Annotated in this window: 16 protein-coding genes and 1 pseudogene; 10 read left to right on the top strand and 7 right to left on the bottom strand. The window is 65.3% G+C overall.

All coding sequences use genetic code 11. From position 1 onward, the window contains the following. Window positions 1-4: 4 nt before the first annotated feature. The 4 genes from AB0J95_RS23355 (at window position 5) to AB0J95_RS23340 (ending at window position 2,236) form a co-directional block, all read left to right on the top strand. Window positions 5-436, top strand: coding sequence for an Rrf2 family transcriptional regulator (locus AB0J95_RS23355; RefSeq protein ID WP_364761341.1), 432 nt, complete (start codon window positions 5-7; stop codon window positions 434-436). Window positions 437-501: 65 nt separating this feature from the next. Beyond that, complete coding sequence (locus tag AB0J95_RS23350; RefSeq protein WP_364761338.1) at window positions 502-1,341, top strand: MBL fold metallo-hydrolase; 840 nt, start codon at window positions 502-504, stop codon at window positions 1,339-1,341. Window positions 1,342-1,400: 59 nt separating this feature from the next. After that, window positions 1,401-1,814, top strand: coding sequence for an SRPBCC family protein (locus AB0J95_RS23345; protein ID WP_364761335.1), 414 nt, complete (start codon window positions 1,401-1,403; stop codon window positions 1,812-1,814). Further along, entirely contained in the window at window positions 1,811-2,236 is a 426-nt protein-coding gene (locus AB0J95_RS23340) for a MarR family transcriptional regulator (RefSeq protein ID WP_364761332.1), read from the top strand. The genes AB0J95_RS23345 and AB0J95_RS23340 overlap by 4 nt, the downstream gene beginning before the upstream one ends. A gap of 400 nt (window positions 2,237-2,636) precedes the next feature. Here AB0J95_RS23340 and AB0J95_RS23335 read toward each other — a convergent pair whose 3' ends face one another. Beyond that, complete coding sequence (locus tag AB0J95_RS23335) at window positions 2,637-3,818, bottom strand: cytochrome P450 (RefSeq protein ID WP_364761329.1); 1,182 nt, start codon at window positions 3,816-3,818, stop codon at window positions 2,637-2,639. A 219-nt stretch (window positions 3,819-4,037) separates the two neighbouring features. Next, window positions 4,038-4,241, bottom strand: coding sequence for a cold-shock protein (locus AB0J95_RS23330; RefSeq protein WP_033390714.1), 204 nt, complete (start codon window positions 4,239-4,241; stop codon window positions 4,038-4,040). Window positions 4,242-4,708: 467 nt separating this feature from the next. Between AB0J95_RS23330 and AB0J95_RS23325 the strand changes: the two genes are divergently transcribed. After that, window positions 4,709-6,589 carry a Xaa-Pro dipeptidyl-peptidase gene (locus AB0J95_RS23325; RefSeq protein ID WP_364761326.1) on the top strand — a complete coding sequence of 627 codons (1,881 nt, stop codon included), beginning with the start codon at window positions 4,709-4,711 and terminating at the stop codon, window positions 6,587-6,589. 144 nt (window positions 6,590-6,733) lie between these two features. On the opposite strand, the gene AB0J95_RS23320 is transcribed toward AB0J95_RS23325, so the two are convergent. Then, window positions 6,734-7,069 (bottom strand): hypothetical protein, encoded by a 336-nt coding sequence (locus AB0J95_RS23320; RefSeq protein ID WP_364761323.1) that lies wholly within the window; start codon window positions 7,067-7,069, stop codon window positions 6,734-6,736. 29 nt (window positions 7,070-7,098) lie between these two features. Between AB0J95_RS23320 and AB0J95_RS23315 the strand changes: the two genes are divergently transcribed. Then, complete coding sequence (locus tag AB0J95_RS23315) at window positions 7,099-7,353, top strand: hypothetical protein (protein ID WP_364761320.1); 255 nt, start codon at window positions 7,099-7,101, stop codon at window positions 7,351-7,353. A 38-nt stretch (window positions 7,354-7,391) separates the two neighbouring features. On the opposite strand, the pseudogene AB0J95_RS23310 reads toward AB0J95_RS23315, so the two are convergent. Continuing rightward, window positions 7,392-7,583: pseudogene (locus tag AB0J95_RS23310) on the bottom strand (MBL fold metallo-hydrolase); the annotation flags it as partial. Between the two features lie 34 nt (window positions 7,584-7,617). On the opposite strand from AB0J95_RS23310, the gene AB0J95_RS23305 reads away from it, so the two are divergent. From AB0J95_RS23305 to AB0J95_RS23290, 4 genes are all read left to right on the top strand, one after another. Continuing rightward, complete coding sequence (locus tag AB0J95_RS23305; protein WP_364761317.1) at window positions 7,618-9,093, top strand: recombinase family protein; 1,476 nt, start codon at window positions 7,618-7,620, stop codon at window positions 9,091-9,093. Window positions 9,094-9,112: 19 nt separating this feature from the next. Further along, window positions 9,113-9,730 (top strand): hypothetical protein, encoded by a 618-nt coding sequence (locus AB0J95_RS23300; RefSeq protein WP_364761314.1) that lies wholly within the window; start codon window positions 9,113-9,115, stop codon window positions 9,728-9,730. Between the two features lie 330 nt (window positions 9,731-10,060). Beyond that, window positions 10,061-10,393, top strand: a complete 333-nt coding sequence (mobC, locus tag AB0J95_RS23295) for a plasmid mobilization relaxosome protein MobC (RefSeq protein ID WP_364761311.1) — start codon at window positions 10,061-10,063, stop codon at window positions 10,391-10,393. Beyond that, a complete protein-coding gene (locus AB0J95_RS23290; protein ID WP_364761308.1) occupies window positions 10,390-11,946 on the top strand; it encodes a hypothetical protein in 1,557 nt (518 codons plus the stop codon). Before mobC ends, AB0J95_RS23290 begins: the two co-directional genes overlap by 4 nt. 37 nt (window positions 11,947-11,983) lie before the next feature. Here AB0J95_RS23290 and AB0J95_RS23285 read toward each other — a convergent pair whose 3' ends face one another. The 3 genes from AB0J95_RS23285 to AB0J95_RS23275 are packed head-to-tail and all read right to left on the bottom strand — an operon-like array spanning window position 11,984 to window position 16,400. Beyond that, window positions 11,984-13,219, bottom strand: coding sequence for a hypothetical protein (locus AB0J95_RS23285; protein WP_364761305.1), 1,236 nt, complete (start codon window positions 13,217-13,219; stop codon window positions 11,984-11,986). Then, window positions 13,182-14,249 carry a hypothetical protein gene (locus tag AB0J95_RS23280; RefSeq protein WP_364761302.1) on the bottom strand — a complete coding sequence of 356 codons (1,068 nt, stop codon included), beginning with the start codon at window positions 14,247-14,249 and terminating at the stop codon, window positions 13,182-13,184. Before AB0J95_RS23280 ends, AB0J95_RS23285 begins: the two co-directional genes overlap by 38 nt. Window positions 14,250-14,309: 60 nt before the next feature. Continuing rightward, window positions 14,310-16,400, bottom strand: coding sequence for a UvrD-helicase domain-containing protein (locus tag AB0J95_RS23275; protein ID WP_364761299.1), 2,091 nt, complete (start codon window positions 16,398-16,400; stop codon window positions 14,310-14,312). Window positions 16,401-16,407: the final 7 nt, after the last annotated feature.

The following is a 16,407-nucleotide window of genomic DNA, read 5'->3' as shown; positions in this document are numbered from 1 at the left end:
GGTGATGGGCGCGAACAGCAGGGTGACTGTCGCCGCGCATGCGTTGGCGTGGATGGGGTTGAACGAGCGGATGGGCGGTGATCTGTCTACTTCGGACCAGATTGCCAACAGCGTCAACACCAATCCCGTGGTCATCCGGCGGATGCTCGGCGAACTGCGGGATGCTGGACTGGTCGAGTCCCGGCGTGGGGCTGGGGCGGGCTGGCGGCTGGCGCGGGCGCTCGAGTCGATCACTCTTGCCGACGTGTACGACGCGGTGAACGGTGGCCCGGTGTTCGCGCTGCACCCGGCGCCGCCGAACGAGAAATGCCCGGTGGGGCATGGCATTCAGGCCGCACTGGACCCTGTCTACGGCAACGCCGAGAAGGCGCTTCGGGCCGAGCTGGCCCGCACCACTGTCGCGGATGTGTTGCGCGACAGCATCGCCGTTCGCTGACAACGCGTGACGGGTTTTTCGCGTACCTATTGATGTAACAAGAGTGGTTACAAAAGGAGTGTCTCGTGTCTTTGAGCTACGCCACCATCGTCACCGATGGTTCGCCTCGCGCCCGCGGCCAGCGGCTGCCCACCGGGGAGCCGATCATCTCCTCGCCGGTGACCTCCACGTTGATCCAGGGCACGCGCGACGCCGTCCTGGTCGACCCTCCGCTGACCATCAGCCAGACCGAGCGGGTCGTCGACTGGCTCAAAGCCAGCGGCAAGCGGCTTACGCACATCTACGCCACCCACGGCCATGGCGATCACTGGTTCGGCACCAGCGAGGTGCTCAAGGCCTTTCCCGACGCGGTCGTCTACGCCGCTCCGGGCACGATCGAGGTGATGCGCCAGCAGGCCACCACCGGCCGCGAACAGTTGTGGGACCTCGACTTCCCCGGCCAGATCCCGGATACCACCATCCATGCGGTTCCGGTGCCGGCAACCGGGTTCGAACTGGAAGGTGAGGCGCTGCAAGCGGTGGAGGTCGGCCACAGCGACACCGACAACACCACGGTGCTGCACGTGCCGTCCATCGGACTCGTCGTCGCAGGTGACGTCGTCTACAACGGCGTCCACCAATACCTGTTGGAAGGTGGCAACGACGGCCTGCGCCAATGGCTGACCGCCATCGACAAGGTCGCCGCCCTCGCGCCGCGCACCGTCGTAGCGGGCCACAAGAACCGCGAACTCCCCGACACTCCGTCCATTCTGGACGCGACGCGGCGCTACCTCGAGGACGTCATCCGCATCCTCGGCACACATCCGACCGCCCGTGATCTGTACGACCAAATGCTCGCTCTGCACCCAGACCGGCTCAACCCGGGCCCACTTTGGTACGGCGCCCTCGGCCTGCTCGGCGAGTGATCGCCTTGACTGGTGTTGCGACACCATCTACCTTGGTGTCGCGACACCAAGGAGGCGTCATGTACGAGATTCGCTCGTCGAGTGTCATCAGGGCTTCGGTCGAGAACGTCTGGTCGGTGGTCACCGACGTGGCGAATTGGCCGTCGTGGGACCCACACGAACAGGCCGCGCGACTGGACGGGCCGTTCGAGGTGGGCGCCGTCGGGTGGTCGAAGCCGAACGGCGGCCCGGCGACCGACTGGACGATCACGGACGTGGTGCCGTTGTCCCGCTGGGCATCGGAGTGCGCGCTGCCGGGCGGGAAGATCACCGGGGTGAACACGTTCGAGCCCATCGGCGACGGGCAGGTGCGGTGCACGAAGACCGTGCGCGTCACCGGTCCGCTGGTGCCGTTGTTCCGTGTCTACTTCGGCCGCAAGATGCGCAAGGACATGCAGAAGACGTGGAAAGCGCTCGAGAGCCGGGTGGCATGACCGGACCGTTGGCCTCGCCCGGCTACTGGCTGCACCAGGCGGCGCTGGCGTGGAAGGCCGAGCTGGACAACGCCCTGAAGGCCCTCGGTCTCACCCACACGCAGTTCATCCTCCTCGCCACCACCGGCTGGCTGGAGCGGAGCACCGGCGCACCACCCGGCCAGCAGGAAGTGGCCGAGGGCGCGGGCGCCGACCGCCAGATGACCTCACGCGTGATCCGCACCCTCGAGGAACGCGGCCTGGTCACAAGGCTGCCCCACGAGTCGAACACCCGCGCGTTCCGCCTGACCCTGACCTCCGAAGGACGCGAACTCACCCACTCGGCGATCACCATCGCCCACCAGGTCGACACCCACTTCTTCGGCGCCGACCACGACGACCTCCGGGACGAGTTGCGCACCATTTCCGAGCGGCGATCCTGATCGGACCTTCGCGGTTCACCGATGCCTGGCCCTGAGACCACCGCGTCGATGTCGACTGGTTCGTCGTCGACGCCGTGCTGGAGTGGCGGCTCCAGGAGGGTCGTGATCCCGTCCCGGTGGGAACCTGGGGATGTTCGGAGGATGGCTGCGGCGTCGACCGGTCAGCCGACTGATCCGGCAGCTCTGCAGGCGGCGGTCGAACAGAATGCTGACGCGTTCGCCGTGGCGATGGCCGATGAGACCAATTACTGACCGCCCCGACCGGTGCGACCTGCTGACCACGATCTTCGAACGGCAACCCCGGCCGTGAAGTCGCCGCGGCCGCCCGCACGGCTCTCGGACAGCACGGCGTCTGACGACCGGCACAGCGCTCGCACCGGGCGGCCCGGCACTGGCAGGTTCAGGTGAAGTTCACCGGGAGGCTGATCAGTCCACGAAGGGCGCTGCCGCTGCGCCAGGACAGGTCCTCCTCCGGGATCGCGAGTTCCAGCCCGGGCAGGCGATCGAGCAACGTGCTCAGCGCGACAGCCAGTTCCAGCCGGGCGAGCTGCGCACCGAGACAGTGGTGAATGCCGTAGCCGAATCCCACGTGCGGATTTGGTTGCCGAGTGATGTCCAGCCGTTCGGGATCCTGGAACACGCGCGGATCGTTGTTGGCCGCAGCCACGGATGCGAATACCGCGGAACCCGCCGGGACTGTGCCGCCTGACAGTTCGATGTCCTCCAGCGCCCAGCGAGGGATCGCCGGTCCGGAGAACAACGAGACGAACCGCATCATCTCCTCGACCGCGGACGGGATCAGCTCGCGCCGCGACAGCAGCAAGGAAAGCTGGCCGGGGTGGGTGAGCAGGGTGTAGACGAAGTTCGGGATCTGGGTGGTCGTCGTCTCGAACCCGGCACCGTGCAGCCCGGCGGCGAGGAACAGCAACTCCTGCTCGGTGAGCCGGCCCTCCTCGTCCCGCGCCGCCACCAGCGCGCCGAGCAGGTCGTCGGTCGGCTCCCTGCGGCGCTGGTGTACCAGGCCCGCGAAGTACTCCATCAACTTGGCGATGTACGAGGCTCGCTGTTCGCCGTCCATCCAGGTGCCCGAGACCAAGGCCTCCGAAAGGACCTGGAACTCTTCGCGGTCCGCGACGGGCACGCCGAGCATCTCGCAGATCATGATCATCGGCAGCTGCTCGCCGAAGTCCGCGACGAGGTCGGCAGCTGGGCCCTTCTCGACTATCTTGTCGACGAGATCGCCGGCGACCGTCAACGCCCTTGCGCGTAACTGTTCGATCCGCCGCGGCGTGAACGCGCCCGTGACCAGCTTGCGTAACCGGGTCAGGTCCGGCGGGTCCATGTCCATCATTCCGCGCGGCGCGATGTACTCGGAGAGCCGAGGCTCGTCCCTGCCGATACCGGCGGCGCGACTGAACCGGGGATCGACGTACACGGTCCGGACATCCTGGTGACGGGTCACGAGCCACGCGTCTTCACCGTATGCCAGACGCACCCGGCACAGCGGCTCGTGTTCTCGCACGTACGCGTACATGGGGTCGGCTGTGAGGCGATCGGCGACGTTGAAGGGATAAGTCCGCACGGTCGCGACTCCTTCCGTGGCCATAGCCCCCGCCTCCCTGAGATGGATTGCGCGACAACGCTTGTAGCCTGCTGGCCGGTCCTCGACCCGTAAAGCCACCTGTAACGTTGCGTAACGCGGTCGAACCGCCAGGACACGGCGTTGATCAAAGACGCGAAGTTCGACGTCGAACGCAGGCAGGCCCCGCCGTGCGGCGGGGCCTGCCTGCTCGAACCTTGATCAGATCAGGGTGACGCTGGTGGCCTGCGGGCCCTTCTGGCCCTGGCCGACGTCGAAGCGCACGCGCTGGTTCTCCTCGAGCGACTTGAAGCCGCCGCCCTGGATCTCCGAGTAGTGCACGAACACGTCGGCGCTACCGTCCTCGGGGGCGATGAAGCCGAAGCCCTTCTCGGAGTTGAACCACTTCACGGTGCCTTCTGCCATGTTGTCTCCTTGTACAGCGGATACGGCACGCCACTGGTGCGGCGAACCGGGCCTGTCTGCGACGGGGACCTTCTCCGGCCGAAGCCCGGAGGAAATACGCATTGCCCGCAAACAAAGGTTTCGCGAGCGCGTATTGAATACCACGAACAAAAAACCTAAGACCGTCGCCAACGATAGCACGCCGACGGGGCTACCTGCGTGAGGAGGCCCGTGCAGGTGAAGTTCACCAGCCGCGTGAACGCCACTCGTCGACCTGGGGCGGCGAACAACTTGCCCGGGTGATGGCGTTGGTGGTCATCCCGTCCGGGAGTCGGCGGGGGTTGATCCGGCGGCGCGAGGTCAGGATGGTGGTGTCTCGGGCTTGTGGACTTCCCACCGGATGGACTCACCGGACGTAAGGCGGTTGCGCCGCCGGGTCGGTGGCGGCATCGTCGAGTCATCACATGGGGTGAATCTTGGAGGGGATCATGCGCAAACCAGGCGCATTCGCCGCACTGGGGCTGGCGGCGATGGCCCTGTTCGCGACGGCGGTACCCGCGTCAGCCGCGCCCGGCAAGGCTCGGGAGGTGGTGATCGCCGACGGTGGGACGCAGCCGGTGTACGACTATGCGAAGGCGGTACGCGAGCAGGTCTACGTCGAGACACCGGTGGACTCCGATCACGACGGCAAGCGTGATCGGATCTCGGTCTACGTCACGCGGCCGCTGGAGACGCAGGGCGCGCTGAAGGTGGCGAGCATCGTCGAGCCGAGCCCGTACTACGGCGGAACGGTCGACGCCCCGTACCACCCTGCGGACGTCACGGACATCCCGAGGATCTCGCCGTGGTCGCCGCCGACCGGACCACAGCCGCCGGTCAGCTACAACCGTGTCTACTACGACAACTACTTCGTCTCGCGCGGGTACGCGGTGCTCGCGGCGAGCACGCTCGGCACCGGCGACTCGGACGGGTGCCCGAGCGCCATCGGCACCGACGAGAAGATCGGGATGAAGACGGTCGTCGAGTGGCTGACCGGCAAGGCGAAGGCATTCGGCGCGGACGGCAAGGAGATCAAGGCCTCCTGGTCCACCGGGAACGTCGCGCTGGCGGGCAAGAGCTACGACGGCACCCTGCCGGTCGCAGTGGCGAGCACCGGTGTCGCGGGGCTGAAGACGATCGTGTCGATCTCGGGCATCGCGAGCTGGTACGACTACTACCGCGGGGGTGGAGGCGTCGTCGCGCCCGGCGGGTTCGTCGGCGAGGACGCGGACCTGCACGCGAAAGTCGTGCTGTCACGGAAGAATCCCGAGGTCTGCGCCGGTCCCATCCATCGGATGGAGCAGGATATGGACCGGGTTTCGGGTGACTACAACGCTTTCTGGGACGAGCGGAACTTCGCGAAGGACCTCGGCAACTACCACGGCAGCGTGTTCCAGGTGGCGGGCATCAACGACTGGAACGTCAAGCCGCGCAACTTCACGGACCTGTGGGACGCGTTGGCGCGTAACGGGATCACCCGCAAGCTGTGGCTGCACCAGGCCGGGCACGACGACCCGCTGCTGGTGGCCGAGCAGTCGTGGCTCGACGCCATGCACAAGTGGGTCGACCACGAACTCTACGGAGTGCGCAACAACGTGCTTCGCGAACCACGGGTGCACTTCGAGACCTCGCCGGGCAAGTGGACGGACTACCGCGACTGGCCGGAGCCGGGTGCCCGTGAGGTCACTCTGCGGCTCGGCGCGAATCATGGTGCGCAGCCGGGTGTTCTGGGATTCCTTGCGCCCGGTTTCGGTCAGCGGCAAGGACTGACGGATGATCCGTCGCGAACGACCGACAGTCTTGTCGCGGCCCGGGACCAAGCGGATCCGGGGCGGTTGCTGTACGTCTCCGACCCGCAGCCGAAGGACGTGCGGATCTCCGGCACGCCGACGATCTCGGTGCGGGCCTCGGTGAACGGGCCGTCGCCGTATCTGAGCGCGTTGCTCATCGACTACGGCACCGACGAGCGGATCACCGCGTTCGGGCCGACGGCGCAGTCCTGGTGTTTCGGCGACACGTTCGGATCCGACTCGGGTTGCCGTACACGGTACGCGTACACGACCGCGCAGACGTCGTACGAGGTCGTCAGCCGCGGTTGGTTGGACGTGCGCAACCGGCATTCGGACAGCGTGACGGAGCCGATCCAGGCAGGAAAGACGTACACGTTCAACTGGCCGTTGCAGCCGCGGCAGTACCAGCTCAAGGCCGGGCACCGGCTCGGCGTGGTGCTGCTCGTGACCGACCGCGAGTACACGCTGCGGTATCCGGCCGGGACTCGGGTGTCGATGGTGCTTGGTGAGAGCGCGGTGCGGATTCCGGTAGTGGGGTAAGGGACTCGTAAGCGAGTCCCTTACCCAACCTTCGTCAACGGCGACGAACCCAGCCACGGCGAACAGTCCAGATCCGTCCCATCAGACCGGGACGGATCTGGACTGGGTCATGCCGCGGGTTCTGGTCACTGCCGCACGGCCAGTTCACGGGTTCGGCCGTCGAACTCCCGTTGTCACTTGATCACGTCGGCGCGACCATCTGAGCACGGTCACCAGTGCCGAGTTTCCTGCCGACGACGGCTGACGGCCGACGAGCTCGTAGAGCGTCATCGACGGTTGCCACGGGTCGATCACGAGGTGATGCGGCAGGAAGCTGACGAGTTCTTCGGCGCGGAAGACCGCATCGGTGACGACGATCCGTGGGATCGTCGTCGTGGCTGAGCGTCCTGAGTCGGGTGTGTTGGATACCTGCGCGTACATCGATCTCGACTTGCTTGACCCAGAGCAGTTGCCCGTGATCCCGGAGATCACCGCGATCACGATGGCCGAACTACATCAGGGCGTTGCAAATGGCCAGGAATCCGGCTGTCAGGGCGGCGCGAACAGAGAAGCTCGACTTCGATCCTTTGCCCTTCGACGGCGACGCGGCCACCCGGTTCGGTTCCTTGGCCGCACTGACCTTGGCCGCGAACCGTGATCCCAAACCGCGACGGACGGCCCTCATGATCGCGGCGATCGCATCGGCTCACAGCCTGCCGCTCTACACCCGCAACGCCGATGACTTCAAAGGCCTGCAAGACATGCTGACCGTAGTCGCCATTTGAGTGCTTCGGCGAGCTTTCTCGCCGAAGCACTTCCTTGATCACCAGCCGCGGGAACGCCATTCGTCGATGTGCGGCTTTTGCTCGCCGAGGGTCGAGTCGTCGCCGTGGCCCGGATAGAACCAGGTGTCGTCCGGCAGGACGTCGAAGATCCGCGACTTCACGTCGTTGATCAGTGACGTGAAGTTCTCCGGGGATGTGGTCTTGCCCACGCCGCCGGGGAACAGAGTATCACGTCAGCGGTGAAGAAAACGGTAGCCTGAAGCCATGCAGGAGAGGGTGGCTGTCTACGCGCGGATCTCGGAGGACGTGCTCGGGCTGGAGAAGGGTGTCGAGCGGCAGCTTCGCGAGGCCCATGACCTGGTCGAACAGCGTGGCTGGACGGTCGCGGCGGAGTACGCCGACAACGACATCTCGGCCCTGCACGGCGCCTACCGGCCCAGATACCAAGCTCTCCTGGAGGACGCGCAGCAAGGCCAGTTCACTCGCATCGTCGCCTACCAGCTCTCCCGGCTGTGGCGGAACCGGCGCGAACGCGCAGAGGCGATCGAGCTACTGTCGAAGCGACGGGTGTCCATCACGCTGATCAAGGGTAACGACATCGACCTCACGACACCGATGGGCCGGTCTTTCGCCGCGCAGATGGGCGAGGCCGACACGCTCGAATCTGAGCTGAAGAGCGAGCGCGTCGCTTCGGCCGCGCTGGAACGTGCTCAGGCCGGGCAGGCGTCTGGTCATGTGCTCTACGGCTGGCGAAGGGTTAATGAGTTCGGCCGTGGTGGCAAGCGAATCAAGTTCGAGGACGAGCTCGACCCCGACCAGGCCGCGATCGTGAAGGAAATCGTCGAACGGCTGCTGGCGCGAGACAGCTTGACGAAGGTCGCCGCCGACTTGAACGAGCGCAAGGTTCCGCCGCCGAGGGTTGCCGCCGGCCGCGAGCCGAAGCGGGGACGTCCAGACGTATGGAGTTCGTCGTCCGTGCGCTCGATCGCGATGCGATGGGCCAACTGCGGCCAGCGCATTCACCACCGCGGCAGGGAAGATGAGCAGCTCCTTCCAGCCGCCTGGCCGCCGATCGTCACGGAGGCACAGCAGATCGAGCTGCGAACGTTGCTCAGCGATCCCGCTCGGGCCACCAGTAAGTCCGGCGCGAGGCAGCACTACCTCACGTTCGCACCGGACATCGCCCGATGCGGAAAGTGCGGCGCGCGGATGCGAGTCGTGCAGAAGAGCGGACACCCCACTTACGTCTGTGATCCGAACGGCTGCACCGGGCGACGGAAGGTATGGGTTGATGATCTGGTGGAGCGAGTTGTACTCAAGCGGCTCGCCCAGCCCGACGCGCGTGATCTCTTTCGGCGTGACGACACCGCTACGCAGGAGGCTCGGGACGAGATTCGTTCCATCGAGACGAAGCTCCTTGAACTGACCGACGACCACGACGCGGACCTCATCACCCGCGAGCAGTTCCATCGCTCGACCGCGCGGCACCGGGCACGGTTGGCGGAGTTGGAGAAGCAGGTGGAGAAGTCGGTGCCTGGCATGCCCATCTCGCTCGTGGCCGAGATGACCGGACCCGATGCTGAGGAGTGCTGGGCCAAGTTGCAGCCGGCGCAGCGGCGGTCGTTGTTGGCAGCAATGGGGTTTCAGCTGGAGCTGGTGGCGGGCATGCGTGGTGGGCCGGGTTTCAAGCCTGGGTCGGTCAAGATCTGGTTCGTGCGGGATGACGGCACCGCGGCTTGAGTTTGTCTACTCTGGTCTCATGGGGGATGACCAGCGCTTCTGCTACTCAGCGCGCGACATTCGCAAGGCGCTCCGGGAGAGCAGCCCGGAGGACGCGCCGCGCGGTCTGATCGAAGGATTCAAGGCCTTCGTCGCGAGCGACAAGACTGCGAGAGCGCGCCTTGCGGGCAATCATCCGAAGCGTCGGAGACTGCTGGATCGCGCTGAAGATTTACCGTTCACGGTGCACCAGGATTTGATGCGGCTCGGCCCTGAAGGCGCACTCATGCCCGACGCCCGTGACGTGCTGTGCCACGAATGGCACTTGGAGCCACCAGACCGCAGAAGCATGGCCAAGCAAGCGGAAGTGGCCTTATTGCTTGTCAGGTTCCTGGCTCTGCTGGTCTTGGCTGCCAGTCGAACTCATCCGTTCATGGTGTTGCTGGTGCTGAGCCAGCTCCTCGAAGCGAAGCAAACGCCGCAGAACTCGGCGACTTGGCCTGGGCCCCAGCACCGCCCCGCTCGCGTGGTGAAGCCGCCCGGCCAACTGGTGCTCGCCGAGCCTCGGCTGGCCCGTGCCCCCAACCTTGCGCGTCCCTCGTCGCCGTGTGCGGCGAGGACCGTGCCGGGCTGCGTTCGCCTCGGGGGAGCGCTGTAATCACGCAGCCGCCACGGTCCTCCGTCATCGGAAGGGCCACGCTGTGGCAGAGAAAAGGGGGACATCGAGGCCGTCCAAACGAGACGACATCGATGAGTACGTAGACGAGATCATTCGTGCCGCGCCGCCGTTCAGTGCGCGGCAGCGAGTGCGAATTGCCGCGATTCTCAACGGCGAGGACGCCGTAGGTGAGGTCGGGCAGCAAGTTAGAGAACAGGACACCCGACCGGGTGTCCACTCACGACGACGCCAGGAGCGAGCGTCATGAGTAACCGGAAGGAGGCGCGTCGTCAGCGGCGAGTGCCGGGAGGCTCGCCGCACCGGATCAACGTGCGGACGACGACCGAGACGTACGCCCGCTTGGTTGTCGGTGCCGCCGCAGCGCGCCTGTCGTTGCCGCGGTACCTGATCGAGTCGGCGTTGCGTCGGTCGTCTGGCGGCTGGAGCTTGCGTGAGCAACGCTGGTGGGCTGAGCGTCTCGACGTCGTCGAGACACGGTTGATCAGAATCGGTACCAACCTGAACCAGATGGCGGCCGCGGCCAACGCGACGGGCGAACTGCCGGACGCGCTTGCTGGCCCATTGCGCTACCTCCAGGCGACACTCGATCAGCACCGGGAGATCCTCAAAGCGATCGATCCGGCCGACCGCTCACGACGGTGATCGCCAAGGCACCGGAGAACGGGAAGCGCGGCAGTGACACCCAAGGCCTGCTGCGCTACCTGTTCGGCAAAGGCAAGGCGAACGAGCACACCAACCCACACCTGATCGCAGCCTGGGATCCGGAGTGGCTCGAAGGCGGCGCGTTCGCCCAACTGGTCGGTCAACGCGGGTGGCTGCCGCGACTGGCGCGCGACATCGACGCGGCCATGTCCGGACACGATGTTCACCTCGCCGATGGCCACGTCTACCACGTCGTGCTGTCTGTGCCACGAGCCGACGGCCAACTCGGCGACGAGGTGTGGCGAGCGCTCATCGACGAGGCGATCAAGCACATGGGCTTCGGCCCGGACACGGGTGGCGTCGGCGGCTGCCGCTGGGTGGCCGTCCACCATGGCCTATCGGTCGAAGGCAACGACCACGTCCACCTACTGGTCAACCTCGTACGCGGCGATGGAACGATCGCGAACACCTACCGCGACTGGCCACGATGGCGGTCCTGGTGCCTGGCCGTCGAGGAACGCCTCGACCTCACACCTACCGCTCCAGCAGGTGCTGGCCGCAAAGCCACCTCCCGCGCCGAGTTGGAACGCGCGGCGAGGGCAGGCAATCGCACCGATCGGCAACGGCTGACTCAGCTCGTAGCCGAAGCCGCCGCCATGGCTGGCAGTGAGCTTGACTTTCTCGCGCACCTGCAGCGCGCCGACGTGCGCTACAAGCCTCGCCTCTCAGAGGGCAAGGTCATCGGCTACGCGGTCGCTCTGAGCTCGGACCAGGAGGACACCGAGCCATTGTGGTTCTCTGGCTCCACCCTGCGTCGTGACCTGAGTCTGCCTCGGCTCCGCGCCCGCTGGGAGGACGAAGGCCCGCGCTGGGATGCCATCGCGGAGCAGTTCTGGACCGGCGTACATGCGGTCAGTACCGGCGATGTGCACCGAACACAGGCCGCATGGAGAGAGCTGACCAGGCTCCTTGAAGCGGCTCAGCCAGCGGTCGAAGACCACGTCGCCCACGATCGCGACCGATGGAGCCACACAGCCGGCGAGGTTGCTGACCTCGTTGCCGTGTTGGCCCGCTTCGATCCTGAGCCTGACCGACTGCAACGAACAGCCGACCACCTCGCCCGTGCCGCGCAACTCGAACGACACCAGCGCCGCCCTCAACCTCGCCAGCGAGGCGTCGCGCTGCCGTTGCTGGTAGCCGCCACCCGCGCAGCTGCCACCTGCAAGGACCCCGCGCCCATCGTGTTAGCCGCGGTCGTGCTCTTGATCTGGTCCATTGTCAAGATCCTGCAACTCGCTGCTGACCGACACCAGCCATCGCCGCCCGCCTCAACTCGCCAGCAGATCGCGACTGCCGCCGACGAGCTGGCCGACCATCCCATCCTGCGTTCCGCGCGACGAACTGTCGAATGTGGCTCTCCTGTCCTGCCAGAGCCCGGCATGGAGTCGGTGTCGCGAGCGCCTTTCGTCACCAACCGATTGCACGGCCTTGATCGGCCATCAACAACTCGCACACCGCCTGCACAACCGCGAAGCGGGGGTCGCTCGCGATAGCTCCCCATTTGCTGACTTGGTTTTGTACGTCTTCAGGTCAGAGGAGGCCGATCTGCCGGAGTGGATCGACGAGTGAGACATCCTTCATCGTGTGGCCGTGTTCGAGACTCTTGAGGGTCACGACATCCTGCTTGACTCCGTCGACATGGAACGTCGACCAGTTGCGGCACGTGGGGCAGATAGCCCCAATCAGGAACGGTCGCAGGAGGTGCAAACGGCGCTGGCTGTCCACGAGGTAAAGGCTGTCGACCTCCAAGCCGGGTTCGTCGTAGGTCATGGTTCGTGTCGGAGCGACCGGATGATCGCCCATGAGCTCGCGATAGCTCACGGTCGCTTTGCTCCGGATGCTGTCCCAACGAACCGCGGTGATGTGGACCAATGAAAGGTCAGAGAGGAAGTCCGCACCCTTCAGCAGCGAGTTGAGATCGGTGAAGGCTGAGTCAAAGGCGTGTGGCAAGTCGGTCGGGTCGACCTTCCGGAGGTGCGAGTCGTCGTTGCGGCGGTCGTTCAACCGCCTCCGAGCGGCGGCGGCTTCCGGGCTGGCCAGCAGCGAGCGTAGGTCGTTCAACGGGTGGGCATCGGGCAGGCTCCTAAAGACCTTGCCGTCGCGCACCTCTTCGAGGATTGCTGCCCAGTCCCCGAACCCCAGCCCTTTCCCACGCGTCAACGTGCTGCGGATGACACCGCCGTAGCCGATCTCCAGGTTCGTGTCGCGCGCGAGCACCAAAGCTAGGTGGGCCGCGTAGCACAGCAGAACCTCAGCAGCTTGGAGTACGGAGTCGTAAGCGGCACGAGAGAAGCCTGCGCTCCTCTCCGCTTCTACGGCGCGCCATCGGTAGGCGACCGGGTAGGGAAACCTGGTCCGAACGATGTAGCCGTGGTCGTTCAAGTTAGACGCAGCTTCCAGACGCAGCCGCGATGTTCGGCCACGATCCACAAGTCGTGCCCTGGCCGCCTCGAAACCTTCGTTGTCAGGGAAGGCTGACTGCAGAACAGCTTCCGCTTCAGCACGCCAGGCCTCGAAGCTCCGCGCCGCGTCGGCCAGGTCCGCGAGCGCAGCGCTGAGCGCCTCGTCCGGCTGAGGAAGTGAAAGTTCACGGAGCCCCTGGAGAGTGATACGAACGCCGCTCTCGGTTGCGGCGAGTAGCTCGCTGGCCAGCGGCGAACGCAGGTACTGAAGAATCAGTAAGCGCTGTGGCGGATCCATGAATGGCCTCGGACGCAGCACGGCGACGTTATAAGCGGCGACCGCTGGAAGATCCGCGCTGGTCACCTCGACTGCGGCAAGGCCTCGGTCGATCAGTCAGGTGAATAATCGTTTGGAGAACGATGTCCCCAACCCTCAACTGCTGGTCAAGCGGCACCAGGGCCCACTCAGTCCGCTCGTCGGGAAGACCAATGGTGCCGTCGCGCTTGATGTCACGGCCGCTGATGATCCGAACGGCGCCCGGCTCGTCGGCACCGCACAGAAGTTCACGACTCTCTATCGGGTCGTAGCCCGGAGTTGGAGTCTCGAACACCTCTTGGAGTGTTGTGGCTCCACCAAATCCCGACAGAGCATCCCGCCTTGCCTTCAACTGGGGGTCGTGGCGCGCGAACCCAAGAGTCTCACCGGGTTTGGGTACGTCACGGACCACGTACCCAAACCGTCCTCGGCCCCCCTGCCGTGCGAGGAGCCGGTCGAAGTCGTCGAGCACAGCCGATTCGTCGTCATCGGCCGAGTACTTGAACATCCGCAAGGGTGGCGCTTCGCCATCCGCGCGTGCCCGCAGAAAAACCGCGGCGGTTTCAAACCGTCGGTCTACACCGTGGATGCCACCACGTGTGTACTGCACGAGAACCGGCTGCCAGTGAAGGGCAAGTGCCTTCCTAAACCGTTCTGACACCCGGGTGACCATCGTTTTCGCGGGAACCACGGCGGCGAGCAACGCGCCAGGGCCTGGCGGTACGCAATCTATGAGCACGAGTTCATACTCATGGCGGCTGATATCGTCGCGCGGATCTTCCAGCCGCCGCCACGGTGGGAGTAGCAGCACGGGGCCGCTACTCAACAGTTCAGATGCAGCCACAGGAAGGTCGGCGGCTGAGGCCACTTCCCGTGCGGGCCAGGTAGGGAAGTCCGCTAAACCGAATCCCTGCTCGTCGCTGTTGGCTCGAAGAACAGTAGGGGCAGCAGCGGCAAAGTGTTCGAACGCCCGTCCGAACAGACTGTGGAACAGCCGCGACGATGCACTGGCCTCGGCTGGCTGATCGGTGCCTCTCCCTGACATGAAGAGGAAGACTACGGGGTAGAGGGCGCGCACAGCGCCGGGGTGGACGCTGTGGAAGGCGCGGATGTCTTCACCTCACCAGATGGCTCCTTCTCAGCTGAGTCCTGCCAGTAGCGGACTGCGCGCACCGTGCCAGGACACGGCGAGTTGTTCGCGTGCGCGAGTGCATGCTACGAACACCAGGCATCGTTCACGTTGCATGTCCTGCCGGTGTGCAGCATCGTCTTCTTCGGCCGGGGTGATGGCGTTGGGAGGTGGCACGTGGTTTTCGCCCACCCCGACCACCGCGAGGCACCGGAATTCAAGGCCCTTCATCCGATGCATTGTGCCGACGGCGATGGCGTCGTCGGGCGGTTCTGACGCGGTAAGAGGTTGGGCCGGGATTGATTCGGCGTTGAGGGCTTCCACTGCTGAGTCAACGAGCCACTTTGCCCGTGCGGCAACCCCGATCTCGCTGGGTGCGACTCCCGCGTCCAGCCAGGTGCGTACAGTCGCGACCACCCCGTCCAACTCGTTGGCTTTGCTGCGGTATCCGGTCAGCGCCGGTGGCATGCCGTGCATTTCGGACCGGCAGCCGGCTATCGAGTCCAGTCCGCCGTCCATGTCATCGATCGGCTCGCCGTGCAGCAGCCCGAGACTCCACGACAGGATCTCAGCGGTAGTGCGATAGTTCAGGGTGAGCCTGCTCGACCGGCCCGTCACGTGGATTCCGACGTCGCGGAGGCTGACGACGTGCGAGTAGATTCGCTGATGAGTGTCGCCAGCGAGGAACAGGTCATCTGCCTGGCGAGGAACAGCAGAGCGCAGCAACCGCCACTGGAGTGGGCTCAAGTCCTGGGCCTCATCGACCACGATGTGCTCGTAGGGCTTTTCTGTCCGTTGCTCCAGTAGCCGCGCTGCTTCCACCTGCACGGTCTCGTGGGTCCACCACCCTCCATGGTGGAGCTGTTGCTGGAAGTCCTGAATTGCCTGCCAGATCTGGGTCTTCTGTCGAGGCCCAAGGCGGCGGCCACGTCCGGTCCGCCTGGCGGCCTGATACTCCTCGGCTGTGGCCAATTGGTGCACCAATACCACCTGCCGCCACTCGTTCCGCAAGAACGACTCGCTGAAGGGCAGACTGTTCCTGGTGATGATGGAATGCCACATGTCGTCTTCGTGGCCGCTGTCCAGCAGCCGAGGCGGGCCGTGCTCGTCTCGGAACAGTTGGTGGGCAAGCTGATCCACATTCTTGACATCGATCCGACCGCGGACCTGATCAGCTTCGATAAGCAACTTGAGCCCGGCTGACAGCGACGCGGTCAGCGTGGAGGTGAAGGTAGTGAGCAGAACCTGACCTTTTCCGGCCTGGGCAAGGTGATTGGCGCGATGCAGGGCGACCACTGTCTTGCCGGTTCCGGGCCCGCCAGTTACTCGAGCAGAGCCTTTGTAGTGCGCTTCCACCACGTTGCGCTGCACCGGGTGCAGGTAGATCCGCCAAAGCGCGAACGGATGCCGGAACACAGCAAGCAGCTCTGCAGGTCCGTCCACCAGCACCAGTCGGTCTGAGCTGCGCACCACCGCAGCGCTGATGTCATTCGGATCGAACTCCTGACCAGTCGCGACATCGCCGAGCTCGGCCCACACTTCTTCCGGACTGAGACCGGCCGCCAGCCCCGCCAGCACGTCCCATTGCGCTGAAGGCAGGAACGCGCTTGCCGCGTCAAGCTGCACTGAATCCGTCAGAACCCGGGCGAACGCAAGGGTTTGCTCGTCGATGCCGAGCCTACGCAGATCGGCGTCGTTCACGTGATCGAACAACCGGGTTGGCGTTCTAGTCGCGATTCCGGACAGTCCCGGAAGGGTGTTTTCGATCGCCGCGACGTCCCGAATCTCGATGCGGCCGGTCGCACTGTTCACCGACGCGAGTCGACGTTGCGCCCAGGCGTAAGCGTCGTCGTGAGGCAGCACCTTCAGCAGCGTGTAGATATCGCCGGATTCAGGTGCCAGCACGACACCGCGCCAGAACTGAGTGATTCGGATGGTGCGGAAGCGGTCGTCCCGTGCGTTGTTCACCTTCTCCAGGTGTTGCCCGGCATGGGAGGACTGCTCAAATTTGGCGAACGCCTCGGTTACTCTGTCCTGCACCGGCTTGTCGAGTTTTGCGTACTCGCGCAGGAAGTCTCGGTCAATAGCGAGCGACGGCACGGGCGTC

The sequence above is a fragment of the Actinocrispum sp. NPDC049592 genome, assembly GCF_040675465.1.
Taxonomy (GTDB): domain Bacteria; phylum Actinomycetota; class Actinomycetes; order Mycobacteriales; family Pseudonocardiaceae; genus Kibdelosporangium.
This window is presented reverse-complemented; position numbering and strand designations above follow the sequence as displayed.